This window comes from Vibrio sp. 10N.261.52.A1 (assembly GCF_002876325.1).
Lineage (GTDB): Bacteria > Pseudomonadota > Gammaproteobacteria > Enterobacterales > Vibrionaceae > Vibrio > Vibrio chagasii.
Window position 1 is genome coordinate 1 of sequence record NZ_MCYD01000577.1, and the last position, 5,519, is coordinate 5,519.

A 5,519-nucleotide genomic window follows, 5' to 3' on the forward strand; every position below is an offset into this window, starting at 1 on the left:
AATAACCGAAGTTGAGCCTTAGATAATTGTAAAATAATTGTTAACAGCAAGATTAAGATAGACACCTCACATTTCTTCTTAGCCTTGCATTTATAAGGTTTTAACCAAATTTTTCATCGCCACTATACGGTCGGCAACATTCTAATACAATTGATGTAACAAATAATGCTACACAGACCAGATTTTTAACGAAATTAATGTAAAAAACACTAACAAGTGCACACAAAGCTGCAGAAAAATTGACTTTCCCACGTAAGACCAGTAAAAAAATGGCACATAAACATCCTGGACGGATTAAATAATAAACAAAGGAGATTGTTATGGCGGATAAGAAAGCTACCCTTCACATCGAAGGTCAAGCGCCAATCGAGCTGCCGATTACAGAAGGTGTACTAGGTACTCCAGTGATCGATGTTCGTACACTAGGTTCTAATGGTTTTTTCACTTTTGACCCTGGTTTTCTTGCCACTGCATCTTGTGAGTCTCAAATCACTTTTATTGACGGTGGTAAAGGTATCCTTTTACACCGTGGTTATCCAATTGACCAACTTGCCAATAACGCTGATTACTTAGAAGTATGTTACATACTTCTTTACGGTGAAGCCCCATCTCGAGCTGAATACGAAAAGTTCAAGACTACCGTGACACGTCACACTATGGTACACGAGCAAATTGCTAGTTTCTTCCACGGCTTCCGTCGTGATGCTCACCCTATGGCTGTAATGTGTGGTGTAGTAGGCGCTCTAGCTGCGTTCTACCACGACTCACTTGATATCAACAACGATACACACCGTGAAATTGCGGCTTACCGTCTAATTTCAAAAATGCCAACACTGGCAGCAATGTGTTACAAATATTCTATTGGTCAGCCGTTTATCTACCCACGCAACGACCTAAGCTACGCAGAAAACTTCCTACACATGATGTTTGCAAACCCATGTGAAGAGTACGAAGTAAACCCTATCGTAGCTCGTGCAATGGATAAGATTTTCACCCTACACGCAGACCACGAACAAAACGCTTCAACATCTACAGTACGTCTATCCGGTTCATCTGGTGCTAACCCGTTTGCATGTATCGCAGCAGGTATCGCGTCACTTTGGGGCCCAGCTCACGGTGGTGCAAACGAAGCATGTCTACGTATGCTTGAAGAGATCGGTAGCGTAGATAACATCGAAGAGTATGTTGCAAAAGCGAAAGACAAAGATGACCCATTCCGTTTGATGGGCTTCGGTCACCGCGTTTACAAGAACTACGATCCACGTGCAACAGTAATGCGCGAAGCGTGTCACGAAGTACTTAAAGAGCTAAACATCCAAGATCCACTACTTGACGTAGCAATGGAGCTTGAGCGTATCGCTCTTTCTGATGAATACTTCGTTTCTAAGAAACTATACCCGAACGTAGACTTCTACTCAGGTATCATTCTGAAAGCTATCGGCATTCCAGTGTCTATGTTTACAGTAATCTTCGCGATGTCTCGTACTATCGGTTGGATTGCACACTGGAACGAAATGCACAGCGACCCAACAAACCGTATCGGTCGTCCTCGTCAGCTATACACTGGTGAAGAGCAACGTGACTTTAAAGCACTTCATGAACGTGAATAATTGCGATTAAAGTATGATTGTTAAAAAGGGTTGATGCGAAAGCATCAACCCTTTTCTTTTATGCTCGCAACACTGTCATCCTCAAGAGCGAGGAACGAGTGAGTTGGGGATCTTATTCAACGAGTAGATAGCCCAAAGAGATTCCCTACTCCCTCCTTCGTCAGTCTAGGGAATGACGGATTCGGATATCCACCTTTAGCGTTCGGACTGGCGCGTCGCATAGACGGATACAAATTTATAGTTGCTCGTTATACCCCAAAACGAGGTACGAGCGAGTTGGGGATCTCATTCAACGAGTAGATAGCCCAAAGAGATTCCCTACTCCTTCCTTCGTCAGTTTAGGGAATGATGATAGGAACAAACTATGCCGTCATCCCCAAAAACGAGGGACGAGCGAGTTGGGGATCTCACGAAGCGTATAGAAAAACTTTCGAAGTTCCTCAAAGGTTTAAGGGATACTCTCTACTCGTATCCCTCATCTAGCATCTGCTTTACACCGGGTTATCAATATCGATAAACTCAACATCCAAGCCGTGCTCTTTTGCTAGCCACTCACCTAGTGCCTTCACGCCGTAGCGTTCTGTCGCATGGTGACCTGCAGCAAAATAATGGATGTCTTGCTCGCGAGCCGAGTAAGTTGTGCGCTCAGAAATTTCACCAGAGATAAATGCATCAATACCTTGAGAAGCAGCAAGCTCAATGTAGTCTTGACCGCCGCCAGTACACCACCCCACCGTTTCAATCACTTTATCTGCGTTTTCAGGAGCAATATGTAGCGGCTTACGATTCAGTACTTGATCAATTTTTGCCGCAAACTCAGCACCAGTCATCGGTGTCTTTAATCTACCAAACATAGCAACCGATTGTGGGTGCCCTTCCAAGCCACCTTCTACTTCAATATCAAGCAGTTCAGCGAGTTTGGCGTTGTTACCAAGTTCAGGATGGATATCGAGAGGTAAGTGATAACCCAAAAGGTTAATGTCATTCTTAATCAGAGTGCGAATGCGTTTGCCTTTCATGCCGCAAATGGCTTCCGGCTCGCCTTTCCAAAAGAAACCGTGATGAACCAACAAAGCATCAGCGTTCAATTCTACCGCTTTATTAATCAAAGCTTGCGAAGCCGTCACACCAGTAACAATACGCTTGACTTCAGAAGCACCTTCGACTTGAAGGCCATTCGGACAGTAATCTTTAATCTGCTGTGGCTGCAGTTTTTCGTTAAGTAGCTTTTCTAATTGTAAGTTATTCATTTTTATTTCCAGCTTACCTTTATAATAACGTCGTTATATCAATTTACGGGTAGAATGTCGAAAGCCCTTCCACTCTGTTTCTAGAGAACAGATGACTGAAGTTTACGAGGAACCGATGACCGAACTGCAACGCTTTTATCAATGGGTGATTAGCTCACCACCGCTACTAGAAATCAAGCCGCCCATTTCTGATCTCACTGTGTTCTCAAACCACCAAAAGCTCGACGATACACATACTTATGATGGAAACCCTAGATTAGGCTTTCTCTACCAACACTTATGTGAACAAGTCATCATGACTTCGGATAATTATTCAATCAAGCACGATGAGATTCAGATTAATGTTGAGGGACGAACACTTGGCGCAATCGACTTTATCTTGGAAGACACAAGCAGCCAAAAATTAGAACACTGGGAAGTGGCAATTAAATTTTACCTACTTCATGAGCAAACATGGTTTGGTCCCAATTCTCACGACCAATTGGACAAGAAGCTCGATAGGATGCTCTGCCATCAACTTGGTATGTCCTCTTCAAACGCCTTTGTTGAGCAGTACCCGGAGATCGATGTCGACTCAAAACATCTTCTGATGCAAGGTCGCCTCTATACCAACCCATTTCTAGAACAAAATATACCTACAGAATGTTTGGGCTACAGCATTAACCCAAGCCAAGTAAATGGATTTTGGTGTTATCAAAATCAGACTCACCAGATCACCGATACACTCTATCCTTTAACCAAAGAACAATGGGCCGCAGGAACGGATGATTTCAGCGGTGAACCTATCACCGAATTTGGTGACCACTTTGTTCACGGGCAAACTAAGTCTGGTCAATTCTGGTTTGTGATGCCACAAACTTGGCCACACGGCTAATCTATTCGTCATTCAACTGACTTAGTCTAGCCACTTACTCACAGACAAATAAAAAGGGCTGATGCTTTCACATCAACCCTTCCATTATTTGCTTTATAACTCTATGAATCGTATTCGATTATAGACCTGCAGCGGCAAATACTTGGTTAACAATCTCTTGAGCTTCTGCTTCGATTGCTTTTAGGTGCTCTTCACCTTTAAAGCTTTCACAGTAGATCTTGTAGATGTCTTCAGTGCCTGATGGACGAGCAGCGAACCAACCGTTCTCAGTGGTCACTTTAAGGCCACCAATCGCAGCGCCATTACCAGGAGCATGCGTTAAACGAGCAGTAATCGCATCGCCAGCAAGCGTTTCAGCAGAGACCATCTCTGGAGATAGCTTCTTCAGCACATCTTTTTGCGCGCCATTTGCTACCGCTTGAATACGGTTGTACTTAGATTCACCGTGCTTAGTAGCTAGCTCTTCGTAGTACTCTTGTGGGTTCTTACCTGTAACGGCTGTGATCTCAGCCGCCAATAGGCAAAGAATTAGGCCGTCTTTATCTGTTGACCAAGGCGTACCATCTTTACGTAAGAAAGAAGCACCCGCACTCTCTTCACCACCGAAGCCAAACTGACCGTTGTATAGGCCATCAACGAACCATTTGAAACCAACAGGTACTTCACAAAGTTCACGACCTAAGTCAGCTACCACACGGTCGATCAATGCGCTTGATACCAAAGTTTTACCAACCGCAACCTCTTTACCCCAACCTTCACGGTTACGGTATAGGTAATCGATACAAACCGCTAGGAAGTGGTTAGGGTTCATTAGGCCTTTAGGCGTAACAATGCCGTGGCGATCGTAATCTGGGTCGTTACCAAACGCTAGTGCGTACTCATCTTTAAGCGCAAGTAAACCTGCCATTGCGTATGGCGAAGAGCAGTCCATACGAACCACGCCATCTTTATCTAGAGACATGAATTGGAATGAAGGGTCAACCGCTTCACTTACCAAAGTAAGATCTAGGTTGTACGCTTTACCAATTTGACGCCAGTAATCGATGCCGCTTCCGCCTAGTGGATCAACACCAATTTTGATGTTCGCTTTCTGAATAGCTTCCATATCAACAACGTTAACTAAATCAGCAACGTATGGAGCAACCAGGTCGACTTCTTTCACTAATTCAGACTGTTTAGCCTGTGCAATAGGTGTACGTTTAACACCTTGCATTTGCTCAGAAATAATAACGTTCGCACGATCTTCAATAGCTTGCGTTAGTTCTGCTTCAGCAGGGCCACCGTGTGTCGGATTGTATTTGATACCGCCGTCTTGAGGTGGGTTGTGTGAAGGTGTAATTACAATGCCATCGGCTTTTTTGTCATTCACTAGGTTGTGCGTAAGAATCGCGTGCGAGATACCAGGTGTTGGAGTAAAGCCATTGTTTTCTTGAATAATAACTTCAACACCGTTCGCTACAAGTACTTCAATTACCGTAGAAAACGCAGGTTCAGATAGCGCGTGCGTATCTTTACCTAAGAAAAGTGGACCTGTTGTACCTTGCTCAGCACGCACTTCAGCCACTGCTTGTGCAATCGCTAGAATGTGGTTTTCGTTAAATGTTGATTTGTCTGCAGTACCACGGTGACCTGAAGTACCAAACAGTACTTTGTGATCTGGGTTAGTCGCATCCGGTTGCTGTAAGAAATAGTTAGCCACTAAAGCCGGAATATTATGAAGATCTTCCTGCTGAGCTTTTTGCCCAGCACGAGGGTGCATAGCCATTTTTCGACATCCTTATATAT

Annotated in this window: 4 protein-coding genes; 2 read left to right on the forward strand and 2 right to left on the reverse strand. The window is 44.1% G+C overall.

Going from position 1 to position 5,519, the window contains the following annotated elements; genetic code table 11:
- The first annotated feature begins 320 nt into the window (after nt 1-320).
- Nucleotides 321-1,610: a citrate synthase gene (locus BCT81_RS09370; RefSeq protein WP_004737907.1), complete on the forward strand. Its 1,290-nt coding sequence runs from the start codon at nt 321-323 to the stop codon at nt 1,608-1,610.
- Nucleotides 1,611-2,101: 491 nt separating this feature from the next.
- Here the strand turns inward: BCT81_RS09370 and BCT81_RS09375 are convergent, their stop codons facing one another.
- Complete coding sequence (locus BCT81_RS09375) at nt 2,102-2,860, reverse strand: Nif3-like dinuclear metal center hexameric protein (RefSeq protein ID WP_102423956.1); 759 nt, start codon at nt 2,858-2,860, stop codon at nt 2,102-2,104.
- A gap of 115 nt (nt 2,861-2,975) precedes the next feature.
- Here BCT81_RS09375 and BCT81_RS09380 point away from each other — a divergent pair, with 115 nt between their 5' ends.
- Entirely contained in the window at nt 2,976-3,734 is a 759-nt protein-coding gene (locus BCT81_RS09380; protein WP_102423958.1) for a DUF1853 family protein, read from the forward strand.
- Between the two features lie 118 nt (nt 3,735-3,852).
- Here the strand turns inward: BCT81_RS09380 and pgm are convergent, their stop codons facing one another.
- A complete protein-coding gene (gene pgm, locus BCT81_RS09385) occupies nt 3,853-5,499 on the reverse strand; it encodes a phosphoglucomutase (alpha-D-glucose-1,6-bisphosphate-dependent) (protein ID WP_102423957.1) in 1,647 nt (548 codons plus the stop codon).
- Nucleotides 5,500-5,519 lie beyond the last annotated feature (20 nt).

What these genes read in the sequence shown, in the direction of transcription:
- pgm (WP_102423957.1), bottom strand. Translation starts at nt 5,499, where the DNA reads ATGGCTATGCACCCTCGTGCTGGGCAAAAAGCTCAGCAGGAAGATCTT.
- BCT81_RS09375 (WP_102423956.1), bottom strand. Translation starts at nt 2,860, where the DNA reads ATGAATAACTTACAATTAGAAAAGCTACTTAACGAAAAACTGCAGCCA.
- BCT81_RS09380 (WP_102423958.1), top strand. Translation starts at nt 2,976, where the DNA reads ATGACCGAACTGCAACGCTTTTATCAATGGGTGATTAGCTCACCACCG.
- BCT81_RS09370 (WP_004737907.1), top strand. Translation starts at nt 321, where the DNA reads ATGGCGGATAAGAAAGCTACCCTTCACATCGAAGGTCAAGCGCCAATC.